Source organism: Pseudomonas sp. TMW22091, assembly GCF_022496705.1.
Lineage (GTDB): Bacteria > Pseudomonadota > Gammaproteobacteria > Pseudomonadales > Pseudomonadaceae > Aquipseudomonas > Aquipseudomonas saxonica.
The window spans coordinates 261,462-281,968 of sequence record NZ_SCFI01000001.1 but is presented as its reverse complement, the minus strand read 5'-3'; the positions used below and the strand labels follow the sequence as shown (position 1 = coordinate 281,968).

Annotated in this window: 19 protein-coding genes; 4 read left to right on the top strand and 15 right to left on the bottom strand. The window is 55.3% G+C overall.

Translation table 11 applies throughout. From position 1 onward, the window contains the following. The first annotated feature begins 4 nt into the window (after positions 1-4). Positions 5-715 carry a hypothetical protein gene (locus EQV93_RS01300; protein ID WP_240890745.1) on the top strand — a complete coding sequence of 237 codons (711 nt, stop codon included), beginning with the start codon at positions 5-7 and terminating at the stop codon, positions 713-715. Positions 716-973: 258 nt separating this feature from the next. Here the strand turns inward: EQV93_RS01300 and EQV93_RS01295 are convergent, their stop codons facing one another. Continuing rightward, positions 974-2,095: an OpgC family protein gene (locus EQV93_RS01295; RefSeq protein WP_146384127.1), complete on the bottom strand. Its 1,122-nt coding sequence runs from the start codon at positions 2,093-2,095 to the stop codon at positions 974-976. A 184-nt stretch (positions 2,096-2,279) separates the two neighbouring features. Beyond that, positions 2,280-3,899, bottom strand: a complete 1,620-nt coding sequence (locus EQV93_RS01290) for an FMN-binding glutamate synthase family protein (protein ID WP_122784805.1) — start codon at positions 3,897-3,899, stop codon at positions 2,280-2,282. 340 nt (positions 3,900-4,239) lie between these two features. Between EQV93_RS01290 and EQV93_RS01285 the strand changes: the two genes are divergently transcribed. Both EQV93_RS01285 and EQV93_RS01280 read left to right on the top strand, forming a co-directional pair. Then, positions 4,240-4,671, top strand: coding sequence for an NUDIX hydrolase (locus EQV93_RS01285; RefSeq protein ID WP_240890744.1), 432 nt, complete (start codon positions 4,240-4,242; stop codon positions 4,669-4,671). A gap of 41 nt (positions 4,672-4,712) precedes the next feature. Further along, entirely contained in the window at positions 4,713-5,240 is a 528-nt protein-coding gene (locus EQV93_RS01280) for a GNAT family N-acetyltransferase (protein WP_240890743.1), read from the top strand. Positions 5,241-5,265: 25 nt separating this feature from the next. On the opposite strand, the gene metR is transcribed toward EQV93_RS01280, so the two are convergent. From metR to EQV93_RS01250, 6 genes are all read right to left on the bottom strand, one after another. Next, entirely contained in the window at positions 5,266-6,183 is a 918-nt protein-coding gene (gene metR / locus EQV93_RS01275; RefSeq protein ID WP_122784802.1) for a transcriptional regulator MetR, read from the bottom strand. Between the two features lie 83 nt (positions 6,184-6,266). Next, positions 6,267-7,688, bottom strand: a complete 1,422-nt coding sequence (locus EQV93_RS01270) for a sigma-54-dependent transcriptional regulator (RefSeq protein WP_240890742.1) — start codon at positions 7,686-7,688, stop codon at positions 6,267-6,269. Next, positions 7,685-9,433 carry a sensor histidine kinase gene (locus EQV93_RS01265; protein ID WP_146384117.1) on the bottom strand — a complete coding sequence of 583 codons (1,749 nt, stop codon included), beginning with the start codon at positions 9,431-9,433 and terminating at the stop codon, positions 7,685-7,687. Before EQV93_RS01265 ends, EQV93_RS01270 begins: the two co-directional genes overlap by 4 nt. 78 nt (positions 9,434-9,511) lie before the next feature. Beyond that, a complete protein-coding gene (locus tag EQV93_RS01260) occupies positions 9,512-10,405 on the bottom strand; it encodes an alpha/beta hydrolase (RefSeq protein ID WP_240890741.1) in 894 nt (297 codons plus the stop codon). Continuing rightward, positions 10,402-11,796 (bottom strand): aspartate aminotransferase family protein, encoded by a 1,395-nt coding sequence (locus EQV93_RS01255; RefSeq protein ID WP_122784798.1) that lies wholly within the window; start codon positions 11,794-11,796, stop codon positions 10,402-10,404. The genes EQV93_RS01260 and EQV93_RS01255 overlap by 4 nt, the downstream gene beginning before the upstream one ends. Continuing rightward, positions 11,789-12,484: an HAD-IB family phosphatase gene (locus EQV93_RS01250; protein ID WP_240890740.1), complete on the bottom strand. Its 696-nt coding sequence runs from the start codon at positions 12,482-12,484 to the stop codon at positions 11,789-11,791. Before EQV93_RS01250 ends, EQV93_RS01255 begins: the two co-directional genes overlap by 8 nt. A gap of 229 nt (positions 12,485-12,713) precedes the next feature. Here EQV93_RS01250 and EQV93_RS01245 point away from each other — a divergent pair, with 229 nt between their 5' ends. Continuing rightward, positions 12,714-13,478, top strand: a complete 765-nt coding sequence (locus EQV93_RS01245) for a MipA/OmpV family protein (protein ID WP_240890739.1) — start codon at positions 12,714-12,716, stop codon at positions 13,476-13,478. A 25-nt stretch (positions 13,479-13,503) separates the two neighbouring features. On the opposite strand, the gene EQV93_RS01240 is transcribed toward EQV93_RS01245, so the two are convergent. From EQV93_RS01240 to EQV93_RS01210, 7 genes are all read right to left on the bottom strand, one after another. Continuing rightward, the gene (locus EQV93_RS01240) at positions 13,504-13,830 is read right to left on the bottom strand and encodes a GlpM family protein (RefSeq protein ID WP_240890891.1); all 327 of its coding nucleotides are present in this window, start codon (positions 13,828-13,830) and stop codon (positions 13,504-13,506) included. A gap of 20 nt (positions 13,831-13,850) precedes the next feature. After that, on the bottom strand, positions 13,851-15,176 hold the full coding sequence (locus EQV93_RS01235) for a sigma-54-dependent transcriptional regulator (RefSeq protein ID WP_122784794.1): 1,326 nt from the start codon (positions 15,174-15,176) through the stop codon (positions 13,851-13,853). Then, on the bottom strand, positions 15,173-17,077 hold the full coding sequence (locus EQV93_RS01230) for a sensor histidine kinase (RefSeq protein ID WP_240890738.1): 1,905 nt from the start codon (positions 17,075-17,077) through the stop codon (positions 15,173-15,175). The genes EQV93_RS01235 and EQV93_RS01230 overlap by 4 nt, the downstream gene beginning before the upstream one ends. 96 nt (positions 17,078-17,173) lie before the next feature. Further along, positions 17,174-17,908, bottom strand: coding sequence for an amino acid ABC transporter ATP-binding protein (locus tag EQV93_RS01225; RefSeq protein WP_240890737.1), 735 nt, complete (start codon positions 17,906-17,908; stop codon positions 17,174-17,176). Further along, a complete protein-coding gene (locus EQV93_RS01220; protein WP_122784791.1) occupies positions 17,905-18,579 on the bottom strand; it encodes an amino acid ABC transporter permease in 675 nt (224 codons plus the stop codon). Before EQV93_RS01220 ends, EQV93_RS01225 begins: the two co-directional genes overlap by 4 nt. Further along, on the bottom strand, positions 18,579-19,325 hold the full coding sequence (locus EQV93_RS01215; RefSeq protein WP_240890736.1) for an amino acid ABC transporter permease: 747 nt from the start codon (positions 19,323-19,325) through the stop codon (positions 18,579-18,581). Before EQV93_RS01215 ends, EQV93_RS01220 begins: the two co-directional genes overlap by 1 nt. Positions 19,326-19,526: 201 nt before the next feature. After that, positions 19,527-20,441 carry a glutamate/aspartate ABC transporter substrate-binding protein gene (locus EQV93_RS01210; protein ID WP_167654227.1) on the bottom strand — a complete coding sequence of 305 codons (915 nt, stop codon included), beginning with the start codon at positions 20,439-20,441 and terminating at the stop codon, positions 19,527-19,529. Positions 20,442-20,507: the final 66 nt, after the last annotated feature.

Below are 20,507 nucleotides of genomic sequence, written 5' to 3'. Positions count from 1 at the left end.
TTTTATGTCCAATAATCAGCTGGTCGATATTCTACAAAATATGCTGCTCACCCCCGCGTCGGATTTTTACGTGTCCAAGTTGCTGCACAGTCCTGAACAGGATTCTCTTGATCCGTGCAGCATCGCAGAAATATATTTGGGTTCTTTTTATGTGTTAAATACTCTCTTTGAAATAGTCGTTAAGAACTTACACGTCAAGGGGCTGAGTAATACTCAGGTAAAATTCAATCAACAAGGTAATCCTGAAATTGTAGTGGTCGGTAATAAGGTGTCATTTACCGCCAAACAACCCAATACGCAGGAAGGGTACGAACGACCTTCAGATGTGCCTGCTCAAGTGGAAGCGTTGGGCGAATTGCATATCACTGGCGACGGCAGTCCAATGCCAGTGGGTTCCCTGAGCATCACCATCAAAGCCACTGATCAGATCATGGGGGTGTTTACGGCGGAGGAGGAAATTGAAGGCCAATTGGACAGTGCCAAAATTACTTTCTCGGCTTTTTCACTTCATCCGTCGGTTAGCGGTGACATCATTGAAGTTGAGGCGGACCTGGAAACATTATTTCTGGAGCAGATTAACCAGTTTCTTAACCGTGAAAGTTCAAAACAGACTTTGCTGAATGAAATGAATACCTATTTGGCAAGTGCTCAGACCTTGGACAACTTTTCGCAGAAGGCGACGGAACAAGCCAGGTTGGCTTTGGCTGATTTTTAAAGCTTCCCGTCCGCAATTAACCTCAGGTGTGAAGTCGGCTTGATATAGAGCGTGTTCCCGATGAAAGGGGTAAAACCTATACGCCGGTGGATGCACATGGGCAGGTGTATTTGATTTAAAGGCCGTACCCTGGACGTTCATCTCGATAGTATTGGGTTGGACGCAGCTTCGGCGCACTCTTCAGTTGGGTTTACGCCACGGGTAAAGCTCAACGCTTATTCAAACGGCGCTTAGCGCCGTTTGATCATAAAAAACCGATCATTTAACCGGCTTCAAACCTGGAGTATTCAGCCGTTTATTCCATTCTAGCCAAGCGGCGAATACGGCCATCACGCCCACGCCCATTAAGGCGCTGAACAGCTTAATGGTCGTGGTGTCGCCTCCCAATGCATTGAGCATGTCTGCCAAGGGCGCAAGGATCACACCTAAACAAAAGACTTCAAGAGAATATCGGCCCATGCGGCATATTTGACGGGCCAGCCATACGTTAAGCCACTCCGTGTGGGGCACGGATTTGGCAACAACATAAGCCAAGGCTAGAAAATGCAGTAATCGCACGGGCGAAAGATTGGTTTTGCTTATGGGATATATCGCCTCGCCCAGCCACATCGGCATCAATGCATCATGAACTTGCGGCCATCGCCAGGAAACGGCAATCAGGCCTGTAACCAGCAGATAAATAATGGCACTTATAAACAGCGGCTGACGGGAAAGCGGTCGGGTTTTTTGAGTTGTTTGTCGTTGGCCAATCATTGCGGCAGCCCCGCCCAAAATAAACAGAAACTGCCAGGCCAATGGATTAAAAAACCAGACGCCGCCTTCCTGTGCCGAGAAATTCCATTGCGGGGCGGTTAGATACACGATCAATGAAACAGCAACGACGTATTCAGCCTTGCGTAGCAGCATAGGCAGCACCAGTGGCAACCCCAACAACAGCACGATATAGAGCGGTAAGGGGTCCATCAGGTTGGGTTTGAAGCGCAACAACAACTCATCGGTCAACGCCTGCTGCGGATTGCTCAAAAAGTACTGCAACCCCATTTCTTGCACCAAGTCGCGCGTTTCTACGTGGTTGTTTGCAAAAAAAACAATCCCCATCAACACGGCAAGCAAGAAAATATGCACGACGTAAAGTACCCACGCGCGGCGCAGTATTTTAACCGTGGCGATGATGAAACCGTCGCGTTGAGCTATTTTTCCGTAAGCCAGAACGGCCGCGTATCCGGCCAGAAATACAAAAATCTCGGCCGCATCACTGAAACCAAAGTTGCGCACGGTCAACTCGGCCAGCGGGTTATGCGGGATGTGATCCCAAAATATAAAAATCAGTGCCAACCCGCGAAAGAAATCGATGCGGTGGTCACGTCCGTTCAGCGTCACGGCGAGTGCTCATTCAATTGTTCAATTAAAGACCAGCGGGTGCAGCCAAGATTGCACGCCGCGTTTATTGACGGCGCGCAGGGTGAGGGTATTGGCGGCTAAATGCAAAGGTTGGGTCGCTGAGTTTTTCGGTTTAGTACCGCCCGTGAGCGGCCCATGAAGGGCCGCTGCAACGGCTCAGACTTCAAGCAGCGTTTATGACATTGGCTTCAAAACTGTCCGCCCGGGCCATTTGCCACATGCGCGAATAGAACTCCCCGTTCACTTCGCCCGTCAACAATTCCCCCGGCTTGAGAAACACATGCAGCTGCGAGAACAGTTTGATCTCGGTGGCGGACACACGGCGCACCAAGTGTTTTGCTTGCAGTTGAGAGGGGTGCTCAAGGCCCGCAGCGGCGAGCATTTCAGCCAGCCCTTTAAGGGTATTGCGATGGAAGTGAAATACCCGTTGTGCTTTGTCCGGCACCACAAGCGCACGCTGACGCAAGGCATCCTGAGTCGCGACGCCGGTAGGGCATTTGTTGGTGTGGCACGACTGCGACTGGATGCAGCCGATAGCGAACATAAAACCGCGCGCGGAGTTGGCCCAGTCAGCGCCGATGGCCAGCACACTGGCGATGTCGAAGGCACTGACAATCTTGCCGCTGGCGCCCAGTTTGATCTTGCTGCGCAGGTTCAGGCCCACCAGGGTGTTATGGACAAACAGCAAGCCTTCGCGCATCGGCGCGCCCATATGGTCGGTGAATTCCACAGGGGCTGCGCCGGTTCCGCCTTCCTTGCCGTCAATCACGATAAAGTCTGGCAGGATGCCGGTTTCGAGCATGGCCTTGGCAATCCCCATAAACTCCCAAGGGTGGCCCAGACAGAATTTGAAGCCCACGGGTTTGCCGCCCGACAGTTCACGCAATTGGGCGATAAAGTGCATTAATTCCAGCGGGGTCGAAAAGGCACTGTGGCGCGACGGCGAAATGCAGTCTTCGCCCATCATGATGCCGCGGGTTTCAGCGATTTCCTGGGTGACTTTGTCTTTGGGCAAAATGCCGCCGTGGCCAGGCTTGGCGCCTTGGCTCAGCTTGATTTCAATCATGCGCACTTGTGGGTTTTGTGCTTGTACGGCAAAACGTTCGGGGTCGAAGCGACCATCGGCTGTGCGGCAACCGAAATAGCCACTGCCCAATTCCCACGTCAGGTCGCCACCGTTCTCACGGTGATAGGCGCTGATGCTGCCTTCGCCAGTGTCGTGGGCAAAATTACCGAGTTTGGCGCCCTGGTTCAGTGCGCGAATCGCGTTGGCGCTCAGCGAACCAAAACTCATGGCTGAAATGTTAAACACGGAGGCCGAGTACGGGTGGGTGCATTGCGGACCGCCCACAATGACCCGAAAACTTGCGGGGTCGCTCAAGGGCGCGGGGCGCATGGAGTGGCCGATAAATTCAAATCCGGACTGATACACATCCAGCAAGGTGCCAAACGGCTTGTCGGCACTCTCATTTTTAGCGCGAGAGTAAACCAGCGAACGTTGAGCGCGTGAGAAGGGCAGCGCGTCGCTGTCCGACTCCAGCAGGTATTGGCGTATTTCTGGGCGAATGGCTTCCACCAGATAACGAATATTGCCCAGGATCGGGTAATTGCGACGGACTGCGTGGGGGCTTTGCATCAGGTCAAAAATGCCGAGCAAGCTCAAGGCCAGTGTCAGGGCGGTAAAAGGCCACAACCACTCGTGGTGCATGAAGGGAAGGCTGGCGAGGGTGAATATCACGCATAACGCAAAAAACGCATAACGGCTTAACAGTGACAGGCTCATACGGTTTCCTGTTTCAGGCTTTTCTGTTCGTCGGTCGAGTGAACAGCAAGATCGGGACGGTTGACACCGGTAATACAGCGGGCCTCTCTAGCGTGGAGGTTTGTTGCGCCAAGGTGGTTGCTCAGTGTCAGGCCACCTGTTGTAAAGCATACCTGCCATTGAACGGGGTTTCGTGAAGAACAACATCCCGACCAAGGTCGTGGGCAGTTTAGCCGCCTGATGTAAAGGTGGCTGAAACTTCATAGGGTTGTTGCGGCAATCCCTTTCATCTGTGTCTTTTCAGCTGCGTGAAGGCATGTGATCCTTTGTGCCCTTACTCCACTGCAGGCTGATTTTTGCGATGCCCTCCGAAAGCTCTACAACGCCTAAGATCCATATTGCCGCTGCTGTACTGATGGACCCGCAAGGCCGAACCTTGCTCGTACGCAAGCGTGGCACGCAAGCTTTCATGCAGCCGGGGGGCAAGATTGAGGCTCATGAGCAACCGATCAACGCGCTGGTACGTGAACTGGAAGAAGAGCTTTCATTGAAAATCGACCCGGCCAGTGCTACCTATCTGGGGCACTTTAATGCCCCGGCGGCCAATGAGCCGGGCTATGAAGTGCTGGCTGAGCTGTTTCTGATATTGACCGAGCAAGTCATTACGCCCGCTGCCGAGATTGAAGAAGTGCAGTGGATTGATCCTGCCGGTGATGGCGGATTGGTGTTGGCCCCTTTGACTCGTGACGTGATCTTGCCCTTCTACCGCAATAGCGTGCGGGCACCTGCTTGATGCTGCTGGAACACCGTAAAACTGTATGACCTGGACATGTTATGGCTATAGAACTGCTTGATCCCTCCCACGCCAAGGCCTATCGCCAATTGATGCTTGATGCATACGCACTGCATCCTGAAGCGTTTGTGTCCACCCTCACAAACCGTGAGAGGTTGCCGTTGAGTTGGTGGCAAGGGCAACTGGACGATGAGTTAAGCGCCACGCTGGGCGCTTTTGTCGGTGACCGGCTGGCAGGCATTGTCGGTCTGGCGTTTGAGCCTTGGGAGGACGAACAACATAAGGCCACTTTGTTTGGCCTGTATGTGTCAGAGGCGTTTCGCGGCCAAGGGCTGGGCGAAGGGTTGGTACAGGCCGTGCTGTCACTGGCCGAAGAAGAGCCCCCACTCAAAGTGATAGAACTGACAGTGAGTGCCAATAGTGCCGCTGCCCTCGCGCTGTACAAACGCTGCGGTTTTCAGCAATCGGGTCTTGAAGACTGTGCGATTCGGGTGGGGGAGGCGTACTACGACCGGGTGCATATGCGCCGCCTGGTCAACCAGGGCTCGCCGGACCCTCACCGTTGCTAACAAGGTGAGGGTGCTGATTCACCGGCTATTTAACCGCGCTGACGCCATCGAGCGTCGAGAAAGAGGTGTCTTTGGCCGTCAGCAAAAAGTCGCGCATATAGGGCGCATCCAGCATGTCTGTGCGCACGGCTGCATATAGGGTGGCAAACAACCCCTTTTCACCCAGACGCTTGGCTTTTACATAGCCCCGCGAGCTGTATTCATGCAGCGCCCAGTGCGGCATACCGCATACCCCACGACCGCTGGCGACCAGTTGCATCATCATCACCGTCAGCTCGGACGTGCGCACCTGTGCCGGCTCAATATCGGCAGGTTCCAGAAAACGGGTAAAGATGTCGAGGCGGTCGCGCTCCACCGGATAAGTAATCATGATTTCCGTACTCAAATCCTCGGGCACGATAAAAGGCTTGTGGGCCAATGCATGCTGATTGGCGACAGCGAGCATTGCCTCGTAGGTAAACAGCGGAACGTAGGTCAGACCCGCGATCTCTTGTGGATCAGAGGTCACGACCAGATCCAGATCGCCCCGTGCCAAGGCAGGCAGGGGAGCAAATGCAAAGCCCGAGGCCAGATCCAGTTCGACCTCCGGCCACGCATCGCGAAATTGGTCAATGGTGGGCATCAGCCACTGAAAGCAGCTGTGGCATTCAATCGCCATATGCAGCCGCCCTGCGGTCCCACCGACCAACCGGGCGATATCGCGTTCGGCCCCACGCAGCAAAGGCAGCATGGCGTCGGCCAGTTGCAGCAGGCGCAAGCCGCCGCTGGTGAAGCGTACTGGCTTGGTTTTTCGTACAAACAAGGGCATGCCCATGCGCTCTTCCAGCTCTTTGAACTGGTGTGATAACGCGGACTGGGTCAGGTGTAAACGTTCAGCGGCTTCGACCAGGCTGTCGGACTCGCGCAAAGCGTGCAGGGTTTTGAGGTGACGAATTTCCAGCACGTGGACTCCATGAGTAAATTTTGTGATCAACACTAAAGCGTTGAGTTTGTCTCATGTTGTCGTGGGTGTCGATAACAGTGCCATTACTCATACGAAGGAATGTTGTTCGGGCCCATGCGCGCGATCTTGTCGACATGAATATTCAGCTTTTTCAGGCGATACCATAAACTGCGCTCTGAAATTCCGATCAGCTGTGCGGCGGCAGCTTGAACCCCTTGGGTCTGTTGCAGGGCTGCAAGGATGTAGGCTCTTTCAACCTCAGCCAATGCTGCTTCCAGATCAGGCGGCACGTCACCCAACCGAGTAAACGGTTTATCGGCTTGATCCATTTGCTCGCTAAACAGATAAGGCGGCAGGTCGCTGTCTTCAATCGTGCTGCTGGTCGCCACAATCGTGGCACGCTCCACGCAGTTCTGTAATTCACGAATATTGCCCGGCCAGTGGTAATGCATCATGGCCTGCAAGGCAGTGGGGCTGAAGTCCGTGATCCGCTTACCTGCGGTCGCCCCCAAGCTGTGGGCAAAGTGTCGCGCTAACGGGGTAATGTCTTCCACGCGCTCGCGCAAAGCGGGCAATTGAATCGGAAACACGTTAAGGCGGTAATACAAATCTTCGCGAAACTCTTTTTTTGCCACCGCTTCCAGAAGGTTTTTGTGGGTCGCGGCTATCACGCGCACGTCCACTTTGCGCTCTCGAGTTTCGCCTACCGGCTCGATCACCCGCTCTTGCAGCGCGCGAAGAATCTTTGCTTGCAAGGTCAGCGGCATATCGCCGATCTCATCAAGAAACAAAGTCCCTTTGTCCGCCTGTAAAAACCGTCCGATCCGGTCAGCCACTGCGCCGGTAAACGCGCCTTTGCGATGGCCGAACATCTCGCTTTCCAGCAGCCCTTCAGGAATTGCCGCGCAGTTGACCGCTACAAAAGGCTGGTCAGCACGGCTGCCATGTTTATGGATGGCGCGGGCTACCATCTCTTTGCCGGTGCCGCTCTCGCCGGTCAGCAAGATCGTGGCGTTACTGTCACGCACAGAGTCGATGGCCTGTAGCACCCGGCGAAAGCTCGGGCTGTCGCCGATCAAGCTGTCGATGTGCTGGTGTTCATCCAGCTCGGCACGCAGGCGAGCGTTATCACGCAGGATGTCGCGAAATTGCAGGGCCTTGCTAACGGTGATGTCCAGTTCGTCAATGTCGAACGGTTTGGCGATGTAATCGTAGGCGCCGTTACGCATCGACTGTACGGCGTTTTTCACGGTGCTATAGGCGGTCATGACAATGACCGGTATGTGGGGGTAGCGAAGTTTTATTTCTGCCAATAACTGTGGGCCATCCATTCCGGGCATGCGCCAGTCGCTGATGACCAGATCAATACTCTCCTGCTCCAGTAAGGTCAGGGCTTGCAGGCCATTGCCTGCGGTGAAAACCTCTATTGCGTTCTGGCTCAATACCGAGCTGAGCAGATCGCACAGCTTGGGCTCATCGTCGACCACCAACACCTTATGACTCATGATTCGTCCCCTCCGTGGGTTGGAATGTACACATTGAAGGTGGCACCGGCCTCTTTCTCGCTGATGCATTCGATACGTCCATCATGGCTGTCCATGATGGAAAAGACCTTGGCCAGGCCCAAGCCTGTGCCTGAGGCTTTGGTGGTCACGAAGGGAGTGAAAATGCGTTCGATCATATCGGGGGCAATCCCTTCTCCTGTGTCCGTAATACTGATCACGGTGTAGCCGTTTTCCTGATGAATGCCCAGTGTGAGCTTCCCGCCGTTGGGCATGGCGTCGATGGCGTTGATTACCAGGTTTAGACACGCTTGCTTCAACTGTGGCGCGTCGCCAAACAGGGTCGCGCCCGGTGCCTGATCGTCCAGGTAAACGTCAATCTGATGGCTTTGCAGCTCGGGGGCGCAAAACCCCAGAATATCTTCGACCAATGGGCGGGCAGCTTGCAGTGACCGAACTGGGGTGCTTGGCTTGGCGAAGTCGAGGAATTCAGTCAGCAAGTCATTGATGCGTGTTACTTCACTGACGACATATTCCAGATGGCGCTTATCGGTTTCGCCCAGTGCTGCACGGCGATGCAATAGTTGGGTCGCCGTTTTGATAATGCCCAACGGGTTACGGATTTCATGGGCCAGCCCCATCGCCACTTCGCCCAATGCGTGCAGCCGATCGCGACGACGCAATTGTGCTTCGAGGTCTTGCAGCTCGCTCAAGCGCGCAGTCATATGGTTGAAAGTGCTGCTCAACTCTGCCAGTTCATCGTGCCCGGTCACGGCCACACGCTGGTTATAGTCCCCCGCAGTGACCGCACGCACGCCCTCGGACAAATCGCGTAACGGGCGAGTCAGGCGCTCGGAAACCAGCCAGCCCACAGTCAGTGAAAGCACTGAGCCAAGCAGGAAAATAAGCACAAATAAATTGGTCTGGTTTACCAGGCCCACCAGACTGTTATGGCGCAGCAGGCCGCTATAAATCACCCCTTGCAACTCGCCACTACCATTGAAGATTGGCCAGTACAAACCGCTGTAACGGTTGGTGAACTGTTCAATGGGCTGACGGGTTTCGCGCAAAGTTTTTTCGATGCTCAGGGGCACGGTGGGCTGGCGGTCTTCAAAGCGCTGGCTGGAAAATATTTCGGAAAATCCGCCGGGGTTGTGCAAGTACAGGCGCAGGTCAAGGGAATGCACTTCGGCAACACTGGTCAGGAAGCTGCTGTCCATATACGTCGCTACCAGCAATTGATAGTCAACGCCGTCCTCACTGGTAGGGAATGTGGAGACCACAGCACCGGTGGGTACTTCACCGACGTTGATGGTTTGCAGCACAGCATCGGGCGCCAGGTTGAGTTGGCTGACGATGCTATCGCTGGCGGTGCTGAATATAACCTTGTGGTCACTGCTGCGAATCAATGCCACCACATCGATACCCATCGCTTGGGCAATATCGGCACTCAGTCGGTCGTCGCGCAGGGCTTCTCGGGTCGCGGGCGGGTGGGTGTATTGCAAGAACAATTTGGCAACACGGGCATTGTCCGTAAGGATTTCACTGATTTCGTCCTCAAGGATTTTGGTCGACTCCAGCAGCCAGACCCGCACGTTGCTGTCGAAAATCTGCGACAAGGTGGTCGCCGCCAGTTCGGCGGCAATCATGGTCGGAATTACGCTCACCAGCCAGAAGGCTAATACCAGCTTGCGCTGTACGGTCCAGCGCGAGACTTTGAAAGATTCCGGCTTTTGCGATAAAGGCATCAATACTCTCTTAGTGCTGGCGCAGGACACGTAGATGGCAGATGGACAGTGTGTGCTCATTTGCAGCGGCTTTCGAGCCTATATCGAATGCGCAATGTCCCGGTTCCGATGATCAGCAGAATGCTCGATAGAGCGTTCTGCGAGGCTGCGGTGAGTGTTGATAAACCCGTCGCTGAGTTCAATGACCCGTCGATATTGCAGGTCAACGGTGATCATGTGATAGCAGTTATTGAGCAGCACTTTCGTCACAGGCCCACCTAAATGGCGCTCTACGTAATCAGCGTTCCAGCGGCTGGTAATATCGTCCTCGATAGAGTGCACCACAAGCGCGGGTGTCGTAATCGAAGGCATGCGCTTTTTCACCACGGCGTTCATCCGGTGCAGTTCACGCACAGTCACTCCTTCCATCGTCAGCAGGCCGGCATTGGTACTTTCCCCAGCTTTCATCTGGCGCTCCACGATGGCCCGCAAACGTTCGTTCTTGATGCCGTAAGGTGGCTTCTCCTCAAAGCTGCACAGGTGAACGCCAAAGGGTATGGCCATCAGCAATGGGGTCATAAAGGCCAGCTTGTTGATGCTCCATCCGTCATATCGGAGGGTGGTTGAATACAACATCAAACCGGCCACTTGCCCCGGGTGTTCGGCCGCCACGTACATGGACATAACCGCTCCCATCGACAGGCCGCCGACGAACACCTGCCGATGGCGCTGGCCAATGGCAACGAAGGTTTTACGCACGCCTTCGTACCAGTCTTGCCAGCCCGTGGCTTGCAGGTCGCTGTTGTCGCCGCAGTGCCCGGCCAGGGTGGGCACGTACACCGTACGGGTTCCGTCTTTGGCCAGCCCCTGAGCCACCCGACGCAATTCTGCCGGGGTGCCGGTGAGGCCGTGGATCAACAGAACCCCGACCTCGCCCGTGCCGAGAACGAAACCGGCGCTGCCTTCGCCCAGATCGATCTCTGCACTGTTCACCGTTTCATGGCCCGATGCAGCAGGCGGTCGAGCAGGGCAATTCCGAGGTCAATTTCGGCGTAGCTGATTTCCAGCGACGGGGCCAGGGTGATGACGTTTTTGTAGTAACCGCCGACATCCAGAATCAGCCCCAGACGCTTGCCGTCGATTTCTATATCGCCTTTCATGCCTTCTTCAACCATGTAGTCCAGGGTTGCCTTGTCCGGCGTGAAACCGTCCGGGCCGCAAATCTCGCAGCGCAGGGCCAAGCCCAGACCGTCGACGTCGCCAATGATCGGGTAGCGTTTTTGCAGCTCTTGCAAACCGGCCAGGAAATATTTGCCCTTGGCCATGACCATCGCGCCATAGTCAATTTCACTGGTCATCTTGAACATTTCCAGCCCCACAGCGGTCCCCAGCGGGTTGGAAGCGAAGGTGGAATGGGTGGAGCCCGGCGGGAAGATTTTCGGGTTGATCAGCTCTTCTCTGGCCCAGATGCCGCCCAACGGATTGAGGCCGTTGGTCAAGGCTTTGCCGAATACGATTACGTCGGGTTTGACGTCAAAATGCTCAATCGACCACAACTTGCCAGTGCGCCAGAAGCCCATCTGGATTTCATCCACCACCATTAAAATGCCGTGTTGGTCCAGCACGTGCTTGAGTTCACTGTAAAAATTCATCGGCGGAATAACGTAGCCGCCGGTGCCCTGAATAGGCTCGACGTAAAATGCGGCGTACTCGCTCTGGCCAACTTTCGGGTCCCATACGCCGTTGTATTCAGTCTCGAACAGGCGGGCGAATTGCTGCACACAATGGCTGCCATACTCTTCCTTGGTCATGCCTTTAGGCCCACGGAAGTGATACGGGAACGGGATAAAGTTGGCGCGCTCGCCGAAGTGGCCATAGCGACGGCGATAGCGGTAGCTGGAGGTGATCGACGAGGCACCCAGGGTGCGGCCGTGATAACCACCCTCGAAGGCAAACATCAGGCTTTTGCCGTTGCTGGCGTTACGCACCACTTTCAAAGAGTCTTCGATGGACTGCGAACCGCCGACGTTGAAGTGCACGCGACCGTCCAGGCCGAACTTGTTTTTTGCGTCGACGGCGATACGTTCCGACAGTTCGATCTTGCCTTTGTGCAGGTATTGGCTGGCAATCTGGGGCAGGGTGTCGATCTGTTGTTTGAGTGCGTTGTTCAGGCGTGGATTGGAATAACCGAAGTTAACCGCCGAGTACCACATTTGCAGGTCCAGGTAGGCTTGGTCTTCAGTGTCCCAAACGTAAGAACCTTCGCAACGACTGAAGATACGCGGCGGCTCGATATAGTGAACGGTGTCGCCGTACGAGCAGTATTTGGCTTCTTTTTCCAGAAGAATCTGGTCTTCAGCGGTGGCGATTCGGATGTCAGACATGAGTGAAGAGTTCCTGCTGGTCACGAGAATAGGAAGGGGCGTTGGCGACATGTGTCGGTAGCTGATTAAGCAAGGCCGGTAGATCTGCAAAAGAGTCGAAGCGGGCATAGGGAATGCCGTTGCGCTCGCAGTGTTCGGCCAGGCTGTCCTTGGCGAATACGAAGTCGGCGCTGGCGGCCACGCACATATCGGAGCGGCCATCACCAATGACCAGTACGCGTTTGCCGCGGGGGGCGGATTTGCATTTGCAGTTGCCGGAGGCTGCGCGGCAGGCGTCGCTCGCGTAAGGGAAGTCAATGCGCCAGCTGTGATGGTCGACCTGACGCAGGCGGTTAGCGAGTATCGGCAACAAGGTGACGTAGTGGCGTGCCAGAATCCGCGCAATGCCCTGCTCGATACCGTCACTGACCACTTCAATGGAGGCACCGAGCCCAATCACCAGGTCAACAAAGTCGGGAAAGTCCGGGTCAATTTCAACCGTGTCGAAATAAGCCAGCAGCTCAGCCGGCAAGGCCCTAACCAGCGAGAGTTGGCGGCTGAGGCATTCACGCGAACCTATTTCGCCATTTAGCCATTGATCTTCTATCGCTTCCCAGCTCGGGTCGGCGAAGCGTTGAAGAATGGTGTCGATGACGTCAGTTCGGGTGATGGTCCCGTCGAAATCACACACGATATGCCATTGCATCATCTGCATTGTCCTGTTGAGAAGACGCGCTTTTTGCGCTTGCCAAAGGAGATTGCATTGAGTGTGCCAAAAGCTTCATGCCCAACAGGGCCGGGCTTTTCTGAGTTTTTAGGCGGTCAATGAAGAGCTTGAAGCTACAATTTTTGTAGCTCGCTACAAACAACATCAGTGCTTGCGCCGCCTGCAGGAAAAAGAGGTTGATGCGCGCATGAATCTCTTTGGATCGTGGGCAATGAAGACGTTTGCTTATGTTGGGTGGTTGCTGATCGGGTTGGGATTGAGTGCCGCCGCGTATGCAGTAAGCGGCCCAACCGGCGAAGTGGGCGTTGGGGTTGGTTACCAGCCGTACGATCCGGCTGGCAGTCGGCATCAGACGGTGCCATTGCCTTATTTCGATCTGGACTGGGGTGACGTAAGCCTTGATACCGACGATGGCTTGACCTGGAGTGCGTTGAAGGCTGATGGCTGGAGTGCCGGGCCCTCTATCAACTATGTGCCGGGTCGTAATGCCAATGGCTCGTTGCGTGGATTACGCGATGTGCCTGACAGGGCGCTGGTGGGCGGTTTTGTCCAATACAGCCCGGCCGAATTTTGGCGACTGTATGCACAGCTTGGCCAGACGGTCGGCGGTGCTGGCGGGCAAGGGGGCTGGGCGGGAAAGGTCGGTGGGGAGCTGGGCTACCCGTTGGCAATGGGCATCATCGGTAGCAACCAATTGATGGCGCATTTCGCGGATGGCCGTGAGATGTCTACGTTCTTTGGGGTAAGTGAGAGTAGCGCGCTGGATTCAGGTATACCGGGCTACAAGGCCAGCGGCGGATTTCAGAATGTCACGTTGACCCAGAGTGTTGAATTTCCGTTGGCCCCGCGGTGGTCGTTGGTCGCCAGTGCCAACTGGGCTCATTTGCTGGGTTCGGCGGCACAAAGCAGCATCGTGAAAGAGGTCGGTGAGGTTAACCAGACCAGTGTGCAGACGGCAATGAGTTATAAGTTCTAAACGCCAACGCAGTGCCGGAAGTCGCTCAATGCAGACGCACCCACACGCTCACCAGCACGGTTGCCGCCATCAACCAGGCCACAGCAGCCAGCGCCAGAGAAGCCTCAAGGCGCATGCGGTCGACCAGCACATACAGCGCCGCGAGGTAGACGAAATAGGGAATGATTGACCACATACCGAAGACGATGGTGGTCTTCAGGTCATCTATCGAGCGCCCTTTGCCAACGATGTAGTGGGCAATGAGTGCGAACGTCGGAAACAGCGGAACCAAACCGGCGATGTAGTAATTTTTGGTTTTTGCCAGCATCGCCAGAATAATCACCACGGCGGCGCCCAATGCAGCTTTTAAAATCAGATCCACAGCATTCTCGCTTAATGTGCCAAGCCGTATTTTTTGACTTTGTCGAACAACGTAGTCTTGGCCATGCCCAATTCCTGACTGGCTTGGGTCAAGTTGCCGCCGCTGCGTTGCAGTGCGTCGCTGAGCAGGTTGCGTTCAAACGCCTCGACGGCCTCGGAAAAGCCCAGGCCTTGTGAGGTAATGCTGCCGGTTTTTTTGAACGCCGGCAGGCCTAAAGCGAAGCGCTCGGCCACGTTGCGCAATTCACGCACATTTCCCGGCCAGTCATGGCTCATAAGGCTGGAAAGCGTCTGATTGTCCAGTTCCGGTACGGCGCGATCAAAGCGCAAGGAGGATTGCTGCAAGAAGTGTTCGAACAGCTGCAGAATGTCTTCGCGCCGCTCGCGCAACGGGGGCAGTTCGAGCGTAACGACGTTTAAACGGTAGTACAGGTCGCTGCGAAACTGACTGGCTTTGCTCAGTTGATCAAGGTCGGACTTGGTGGCTGCAATCACCCGACAATCCACATCAATGCTCTGGTTGGAACCCAAGCGTTCCAATGTGCGTTCTTGCAGCACCCGAAGCAATTTTATTTGAAGGTTGAGCGGCATGCTTTCGACCTCGTCGAGAAACAATGTGCCCCCATCCGCGTGTTCAATCTTGCCGACCCGACGTTTTCCTGCACCGGTGAACGCGTTGGCTTCGTGGCCGAAAATCTCGCTTTCAAACAGGTTTTCCGGCAATCCCCCACAGTTCAGCGCTACAAATTGCTGCGGTTGACGTCGGCTGAAATCGTGCAGGCAGCGTGCAACTAACTCTTTGCCAGTGCCCGTTTCACCTTCTATCAACACGTTGGCCGACGTATCGGCGACGTTGGCAATCAACTCCCGTAATTGCTGCATGGCTGGCGAGCGGCCGATAATGCGGCCTTCAAGAGAGTCGCGCTCAGCCAGTTGGCGACGCAACGACCACACTTCACGGGCCAGGCTGCGTTGTTCCAGCGCCCGTCGAGCAGCATCCACAAGTCGCTCAGGGGAAAACGGCTTTTCCATAAAGTCATAGGCGCCGTCGCGCATGGCACCTACCGCCATGGAAATATCGCCATGCCCGGTAATCAGAACCACGGGCAAGCTGCGATCCCGTGCCTTGAGCCGTTTAAGCAATTCCAGGCCATCGATCCCCGGCAAGCGGATATCACTGATGACAATCCCTGGGAAGTTATCACCGACCATTGCCAGCGCCTGTTCTGCAGTGCTTACACCTTCGCTGCGGATGTCTTCAAGCGCCAGCGCCTGTTGGCATCCGAGCAAGACATGAGGGTCGTCTTCAACAATCAGAACGGTCAGATCGTGGTTCATATTGGCTCGGCCTTAGCAGTTTGCACCAGCGGTAAAAGTAGGACAAACGCAACACCACCGGCATCCGGAAACTCAACATTGAGGCTACCGCCAGCGGCGGCTGCCAGGCTGGCGGACAGTGTCAGGCCAAGGCCCAGACCCTGCTCGCCCGGTTTGGTGGTGAAGAACGGTTCAAACAGGTGCTTACGGCTTTGCGGGTCAATGCCGGGGCCGTTATCGCGCACCCTCAGGTGATATTTGCCTTCGCTGAACTCACCCTCAAGCCACAATTGCGGGGAGGTGGTCTGGGCGTGCATGGCGTCCAGCGCATTGCCTATCAGGTTCACGAGTATTTGTTCCAACCGGGTCTGGTCGATGGTTAGCTGGGCATCGCTGAAATCGCGATGCAACTCAACACCGGACGTTTCAAGGCGAGCAGCGAGAAGTTGCAGGGTTGCCTCAACTGCTTTATTCAGGCTGGCCTGGCCCTGATCGTCACCGCGACGAGCAAACGATCGCAGGTTAGCGGTGATACGGCCCATGCGATCAACCAAGTCGTTAATGGTCGTCAAGTTGTCCGCAGCGACCTTCAGGTCACCTCGTTGAAGAAACCTGACGGCATTGCCGGACAGAGTGCGCAAGGCGGCCAATGGCTGGTTCAACTCATGGGCAATGCTGGTGGACATTTGCCCGATTGCAGCAAGCTTGCCGGCTTGCACCAGTTCGTCCTGTGCGCGACGAAGGGTGTCTTCTGCGTGGCGACGTTCACGAATCTGAGCTTTGAGCCGTTCGTTGCTGGCGCGCAGGTGGGTGGTGCGATCAGTGATTTTTCGTTCCAGTTGATTATTGGCTTCTTGCAGGGCCTCGCGGGCCGCCAGTCGGGTAGCAATCACTTTGCGTCGTTCATTCCACGCAATCAGCAGAAAGGCCAATAAAGCGAAAAACACGGCCACTAGCATGCCTTGATTGGCTGCCTCTCGGCGCAAGTCTTGCAGAGGGGTCAGTAAGGTGATGTCCCACGGTGTGTCATTCAGGTTGCGGGTCTGGGCCAGATAACTGACTTCTTTGTCATCGCTGGCCACGTCGCTGTGGGTGGCAAACGTGACGGTTTCGACGCCTTCGGCTAACTGTTCGCGTTCAAGGGGCTCAAGCTCATTGAGCGGCCACCAGTAATACTGAAGGCTGCGCGCCAAGCGTTCCTTTGTCTGCGAGGTCAGTGGGCGTACTGATTTAAGGCGTAAGTTTGGGTCGCTGGACAGAATAATGATGCCGTTTTCATCGCTCACATAAGCTTCGAGACGAGCACGCTGCCAGCGTTCTTCAAGGGCTTCGAGCCTGACTTTGATCACGGCGACGCCGATGATTTTGCCTTGCTGTTCCAGGCCGTGGGCCAGGTAGTAGCCAGGCTCACCTGAGGTGCTGCCTATTCCATAGAAACGCCCCGGTTGTCCGCGTACCGCGTCCTGGAAGTAGGCTCGGAAAGACAAATCCTCACCGAGATAACTGTCGGTATCGCGCCAGTTACTGGTGGCAACGACGCGCCCGTTGGTGTCGAGCACATAGATGGCGCGGCTGCGGCTGCGTCGGTTAAGGCCTTCTAGGTATTGATTGACGCTGTCGCGGTTTTGCGCGGACGGTTCCGCCAGCAAGCTTGAAACACTGGACTCCAGCTCAAGCAGGCTGGGCAGATAGGTGTATTTGCCGAGCTCGCTTTCGACGGTGCGGGCATGTAATTCAAGCTGGCGCTCGCCGTTTTCGCTGAGGCTGCGAATACCAAAGTGTTCGCTGATGCGATAGCCCGCATAGCCCAGCCCTATGGTCAGCAGGAGGATGAGCGGCGGCAACAGTAAATGTCGGAGCAGGCGAGGTTTCACGGCAAGTGAAGGCGGGGCACCGCGATAAAGTGTGGGGTCGCATTTCATCACAGATGCCTTGGGTCGACCACTGCGCGGTAGAAGCTATACAAAACCTGCTACCGCTGGCGCAAGCAGCGCCCGCGGTAGCCAGGATTCCGGCGCTTAGTGTTGCAGGATCTTGGAAAGGAAGTTTTGTGCACGCTCGGAGCGGGCAGACACGTCGCCGAAGAACTCTTCTTTCTCACAGTCTTCGACAATTTTGCCTTGATCCATAAAGATCACCCGGTTAGCCACTTTGCGGGCGAACCCCATTTCGTGGGTTACGCACATCATGGTCATGCCTTCGTGAGCCAATTGCACCATCACGTCGAGCACTTCGTTAACCATCTCCGGGTCGAGTGCCGAAGTGGGTTCGTCAAAGAGCATCACGATTGGGTCCATGGCCAGCGCGCGGGCAATGGCCACACGCTGTTGCTGACCCCCCGAAAGTTGGCCAGGGTGCTTATGAGCGTGTGCCGACAAGCCGACACGCTCAAGCAGCTCCAGGCCTTTTTTGGTGGCTTCGGCTTTGCTCCGTCCCAACACCTTGACCTGCGCAATGGTCAGGTTTTCGGTGATGGTCATGTGCGGGAACAGTTCGAAATGCTGGAACACCATGCCCACGCGCGAGCGCAACTTGGGCAGGTTGGTTTTAGGGTTGGCAATCGAGGTGCCATCAACAATGATGTCGCCCTTCTGAAAGGGTTCAAGGGCGTTCACGCACTTGATCAACGTCGATTTTCCTGAGCCGGACGGTCCGCAGACCACCACCACTTCGCCTTTTTTGACTTCGGTACTGCAATCGGTCAGTACCTGAAAGTCCCCGTACCACTTGTTGATGTTCTTGATCGAGATCATACGGCAAACCTTTTTTGCAGACGCTTGACCAGCAGCGAGGCGGAAAAGCTGATGATGAAATACACCAGACCGGCGAAGATCAGGAACTCATTGGAGCGGCCGATGATGTCGCCACTGGAGCGTGACGCATTGAGGAAGTCGACCAGGCCTACGGTGTAAACCAGTGACGTGTCCTGGAACAAAATGATGCTTTGTTGCAGCAGTAACGGCGTCATTTTGCGGAAAGCCTGCGGCAGGATGATCAGGCGCATGGCCTGGCCGTAACTCATGCCCAGGGCTTTGGCAGCCCCCATTTGCCCTTTGGGAATGGCTTGCACGCCTGCCCGGACAATTTCACAGAAGTAGGCGGCTTCGAACATGACGAAGGCGACCATGCACGACTCAAACGCACCGATCGGCGTGTCTTTACCCGTGATCCAGCGCAGCACAAACGGCACGGCCAGATAGAACCAGGTAATGACCAGCAGCAAGGGAATGGAACGGAAGTAGTTCACATAGGCGCCGGCCAGATTGGCCAGCCATTTGCTGGAAGACAAGCGCATCAAGGCCAGCACGGTACCCAGTGCAACGCCACCGATCACGCCCAGGACCATGAGTTTCAAGGTCATGATCATGCCGTTCCACAGGCCTGGGAGTGCGGGGACTATCCCGCTGAAATCGAAGAAGTCCATTATTTACCCCCCAAAGACATCAGCCCGGGCACTGCTACTTTCTTCTCGATCAGGCGCATCAACAGCATCAGGCTCATGTTCAGCGTGAAGTAGATCAGCGTGGCGAGTGTGAAGGCTTCAAACAGGTTGGCGGAAAACTCGGCGGTCTGTTTGGTTTGCGCCAGCAGCTCCATCAAACCGATCAACGAAGCCACAGACGAGTTTTTGAACACGTTGAGGAATTCGGAGGTGAGTGGAGGAATGATGATGCGGTAAGCCTGCGGCAGCAGCACGTTCCAGTAGATCTGAGCCATGCTGAAGCCCATGGCGCGGGCCGCTGACTCTTGGCCGCGAGGCAGGGCCTCAATGCCGGTACGTACTTGCTCGCACACCCGTGCCGCCGTAAACAGGCCCAGGCACACCACCACACTCAGGTAAGCCGAAGTGGTCGGGTTGAGGTCTTGCTTGTACCACTCTTGCAAACCGGGTGGCAGTAGATCAGGTACCAGGAAGTACCAGATAAACAGCTGCACCAGCAGCGGAACGTTACGGAAAATTTCCACGTAAATCGTGGCGATGCCGGCCAGGAAACGGTTCGGCAGGGTGCGCATAACGCCCAGCAGCGAACCCAGGATCAGGGCAACAATCCAGGCGACAACAGCAATCGCGATAGTCCAGCCAAGCCCCGAAATAAACCAGTCGAGATACGTCTCGCTGCCTACGCCGGTGGACTTGAAGAATACGCTCCAGTCCCAGTTGTAATTCATGCAGGGTCTCCCCTCAGATGGGTCTATTAACAAGCACTTGCTTCAGGGAGTCCGTTCTCTCCCGACAGTCTCGTCGGGTACACGCTTGCCGCTCGACAACCAGCGGTTCGAGTGTTCTCTCAGCAATTTAAAAGGCTTGTATGGCCTGTGAACAATGATCCCGAGCGCGATCAGCCACGCTCGGGAGTCAGTAGTGAATAATTAGATTTTCACTTCAGGCGCTGGTTTGTCGTTTGGATTAGCGATCAGCTCTTTGACTTTGTCGCTCATCGGGAACATGAGGTTCAAGCCTTTTGGTGGAATTGGCTGAGTGAACCACGTCTCATAGATTTTATTGATTTTGCCCGATTTGTAGATACCCACAATGGCGTCATCAACCGCTTTTTTGAAGTCCGGGTCGCCTTTGCGCACCATGCAGCCGTACACCTCAAACGATTGCGGTGTGCCGGTCACAGCCCAGTCGGTTGGCTTTTTGGCTTTAGCCATTTCACCGGCCAGCAAGGCATCATCCATCATGAACGCTACAGCGCGGCCCGACTCAAGCATCTGGAAGGATTCGCCGTGGTCTTTTGCGGAGATCACGTTCATGCCCATTTGTTTGTCGGCATTCATCGACTTGAGGATGCGTTCAGACGTGGTGCCAGCAGTGGTCACAACGTTTTTGCCTTTAAGGTCGGCAAAATCTTTGTAAGCCGAGTCCTTTTTGGACAGCAGGCGAGTACCGATTTCGAAGATGCCGACCGAAAAATCGACTTGCTGGGCACGTTCTGCGTTGTTGGTGGTGGAACCACACTCAATGTCAACGGTGCCATTTTGTACGAGTGGAATGCGGGTCTGGGAGGTGACCAGGTTGTACTTGACCTTGAGGTCTGGCATGTCGAGTTGCTTTTTCAGCCCTTCAACAATGGCCAACTGGATATCGTGGGAGTAGCCAACCGGCTTGCCGGAAGCGTCCGCGATGTAGGAGAAAGGAATGGAGGAGTCGCGATGCCCAAGGGTCACGGTGCCGGATTCTTTGATTTTCTTCAGTGTGCCGGTCAATTCGGCTGCAAAAACTGGAGTGCTCATCAGCGCGACAGCAATAGCGGCGCTCAAAAGTTGCGGAACGATGCGCATCGGTATTTCCTCGACATTGTTTTTTTTATTGAGCCCGTTGATAGGCCCTTATAGGAACTGCGTACA

Excerpts from the sequence above, each read along its gene's own strand:
- EQV93_RS01210 (WP_167654227.1), bottom strand. The coding sequence starts at position 20,441 with ATGCGCATCGTTCCGCAACTTTTGAGCGCCGCTATTGCTGTCGCGCTG.
- EQV93_RS01220 (WP_122784791.1), bottom strand. The coding sequence starts at position 18,579 with ATGGACTTCTTCGATTTCAGCGGGATAGTCCCCGCACTCCCAGGCCTG.
- EQV93_RS01290 (WP_122784805.1), bottom strand. The coding sequence starts at position 3,899 with ATGAGCCTGTCACTGTTAAGCCGTTATGCGTTTTTTGCGTTATGCGTG.
- EQV93_RS01250 (WP_240890740.1), bottom strand. The coding sequence starts at position 12,484 with ATGATGCAATGGCATATCGTGTGTGATTTCGACGGGACCATCACCCGA.
- EQV93_RS01235 (WP_122784794.1), bottom strand. The coding sequence starts at position 15,176 with ATGAACCACGATCTGACCGTTCTGATTGTTGAAGACGACCCTCATGTC.
- EQV93_RS01225 (WP_240890737.1), bottom strand. The coding sequence starts at position 17,908 with ATGATCTCGATCAAGAACATCAACAAGTGGTACGGGGACTTTCAGGTA.
- EQV93_RS01285 (WP_240890744.1), top strand. The coding sequence starts at position 4,240 with ATGCCCTCCGAAAGCTCTACAACGCCTAAGATCCATATTGCCGCTGCT.
- EQV93_RS01270 (WP_240890742.1), bottom strand. The coding sequence starts at position 7,688 with ATGAGTCATAAGGTGTTGGTGGTCGACGATGAGCCCAAGCTGTGCGAT.
- EQV93_RS01300 (WP_240890745.1), top strand. The coding sequence starts at position 5 with ATGTCCAATAATCAGCTGGTCGATATTCTACAAAATATGCTGCTCACC.
- EQV93_RS01215 (WP_240890736.1), bottom strand. The coding sequence starts at position 19,325 with ATGAATTACAACTGGGACTGGAGCGTATTCTTCAAGTCCACCGGCGTA.
- EQV93_RS01265 (WP_146384117.1), bottom strand. The coding sequence starts at position 9,433 with ATGCCTTTATCGCAAAAGCCGGAATCTTTCAAAGTCTCGCGCTGGACC.
- EQV93_RS01230 (WP_240890738.1), bottom strand. The coding sequence starts at position 17,077 with ATGAAATGCGACCCCACACTTTATCGCGGTGCCCCGCCTTCACTTGCC.
- EQV93_RS01245 (WP_240890739.1), top strand. The coding sequence starts at position 12,714 with ATGAAGACGTTTGCTTATGTTGGGTGGTTGCTGATCGGGTTGGGATTG.
- EQV93_RS01255 (WP_122784798.1), bottom strand. The coding sequence starts at position 11,796 with ATGTCTGACATCCGAATCGCCACCGCTGAAGACCAGATTCTTCTGGAA.
- EQV93_RS01280 (WP_240890743.1), top strand. The coding sequence starts at position 4,713 with ATGGCTATAGAACTGCTTGATCCCTCCCACGCCAAGGCCTATCGCCAA.